2 protein-coding genes are annotated in these 2,292 nt (G+C 68.0%); both read right to left on the reverse strand.

What is annotated here, in order from left to right; genetic code table 11:
* The coding region (locus ACSF8R_RS14555; RefSeq protein ID WP_434812449.1) for a hypothetical protein at positions 1 to 1,026 on the reverse strand (1,026 nt) is incomplete at its 3' end.
* Positions 1,027 to 1,033: 7 nt separating this feature from the next.
* Positions 1,034 to 2,101, reverse strand: a complete 1,068-nt coding sequence (locus ACSF8R_RS14560; protein WP_434812450.1) for a hypothetical protein — start codon at positions 2,099 to 2,101, stop codon at positions 1,034 to 1,036.
* Positions 2,102 to 2,292: the final 191 nt, after the last annotated feature.

Here is a 2,292-nt window from a genome sequence, read left to right on the forward strand (position 1 = left end):
ACGCTCCAGGATCTCGTGCGCGACCTCGACCGGCTCGTCCTTGTCGAGTGTCATCATGACGACATTCACGCCGTCGGTCGCGTAGAGCGCGTTGAATCCCACCCCCGCCAACGACAATCCCGCCGAGGCTCCTCCGATATCGGCCGGAGCCATCCCCTCGGTCGCCGCGAGCTCGTCCCAATGCCAGGCCGCGCCCGGGTACACCGACGGCATGATGATGTAGTGCCCACCATCGGGCGCATCACCGTTGGTGCTCGCCGGGCAGAGTGCCTGCACACCGGTGTCACGGAGCAGGGTCTCCTCGGGTTGCACGTTCCCCTCCCAGTACCCGTTCACGTAGTCGCCGATGATCTCTTGGAGCGAGATCGCCTCGAACAGCACTGCGCAGTCCGGCACCGGCCACCATCCCTCGGTGACATCTGCGGAGACGCCGTCGAACGAATCGACCGCCGTCGCCGCGACAGCGTCGATCGTCGCCTGCAGTTTCTGCGCCGGTGGCTCGGTGAAGTCGCGACCGGCAGTGACCATGACCCACACGTCACCGACTTCGGCAGCGAGCCGGCACAGCGTGACGTCGTAGGAGGGATCGCAACGGGTCTCGGAGAAGTCCGCTACGAAGTCGGCCGGCACGGATGCGGCGGGAAGCACGATCACCTCCAGCTTCTCGAGCTCGTCCTCCCCCTCAGACCACCACGCGCACGTGAGCCCGCCGAGCGTGCCTGTGGCATCCGGTTCAGCGACGGGGATCCGGTCCGGGTTCCAAACGAGGAGCTGGTCTTCGAAAGGCACCCAGCCGGCGCCGAGCAGGTCGTCGAGCTGTCCGTCGGTGAGCAGCTGCGCGCAGTCACCCGCGAACGGGATCGTCGGCTCCGACACCACTTCGGGCGTCGGGGTCGGAGCCGTCGTCGAGTTCGCCGTCGCATTGCCAGTGTTCGCGGGAGCGGGCGCGGTTGTCGCCGTGCATCCCGCGAACAGCATCGCTACGGTGATCGCGCCGAGTACCGCAGCGCGTCGACAGCGATTCATCGACGGATCAGTCTTCCGAGGCGGCCAGCGTGCCGAGCGCGCGCGCGGCGACCTCGGGCGCGACATCGAGCCCGTCGACCGTGACCCAGATGAGGTTCGTCCCATCGGTGGCGGCCAGCACGTCGGTTGTCTCGTCCTCGCCCTCGACGGTGAGACGGACCGCGTCTTCGGCACCCTCGACGTCGACCGTGTCGGGCAGCAGGACCGCCGTGCGATCCCACAGCCAAGCACCACCGGGTGCGGTCGTGATCGACATGCGGAACCAGTCCGCGTTCGCGACGTCATCGGCGACGTACTCGCAGTACTGCTCCGCCCCGACGTTCTCGAGAATCGTCTGCTCGAGCGACGGAGCACCTTCCCATCGGCCGGTCCCGTAGTCGGCGAGTACCTCGCCGAGCTGCATGTCTTCAGCCAGCGCCGCACAGTCGACGATCGGCCACCACTGGTCGGTCGCCGTCGCAGGCACCGGGGGCTCGGCCGCTGCAAGGTTCTCGAGCACCGCATCGCGCACTGCGGTCATCGAAGCCGGAGCCTCGGTGGTCGCAGCGTCCGGGCCCATCGTGACGAGCACCCACGCACCCCCTGCGGTCGCGGCGAGGCGGCACGACGATCCGCCATATGCGGCCTCACACGTCGGCTCTGCGTACGAGCCGGCGACGGACGCCTCCACCAGCGACTCGGGGAAGACGAACACCTCGAGCCACTGACCCTCGTAGTCGTTGCCGACGTCTTCGCCCCACTTGCACCGCAGGCCGCCCGCGGTGCCCTCAGCGCCGGGCGACGGAAGCTGCACCGAGGCAGGCTGCGAGGCCTGCGTGTACTTCTCCCAGAGTTCGGTTCGCTCCACCATGTTCGGCGCGACGATCGTCTCACGCTGCTCCGGAGAGAGGAGTGCGTCGCAGTCGCCGTCGAACGCGACCGTCCATGCCGGTTCGGTCGCTGACGGTGTCGAACTCGGCGACGGGTCGCCCGTCGATGATCCTGTCGGATCGGCTCCGGTGGTGGTCGGTGCGCATGCCGCCAAAGCGAGCGCGGCAATGCTGATCAGAACGGTGGCCCCCCATGCGCGTGTCATGCACACATCCTCGCATCGGCGCTCGACGCGGCACGGCTCAGGAGGACAACAATCCGATCACGCCCATGCCTTCCGCGGAATATCAGCGCGACCCGATCACTCTCGGAAGCGGCCCGACACCCTCGCGGCGCTCGAAGACGAGGAGCTCACGGGCGTGAAGCGTCGTGTGCTCGGCATCGACGCCTCGGCCT

Source organism: Microbacterium sp. bgisy189 (assembly GCF_965345345.1).
Taxonomy (GTDB): domain Bacteria; phylum Actinomycetota; class Actinomycetes; order Actinomycetales; family Microbacteriaceae; genus Microbacterium.

Bases quoted from the DNA above. Each gene is read 5' to 3' on its own strand.
- ACSF8R_RS14560 (WP_434812450.1), bottom strand. From the start codon at position 2,101: ATGACACGCGCATGGGGGGCCACCGTTCTGATCAGCATTGCCGCGCTC.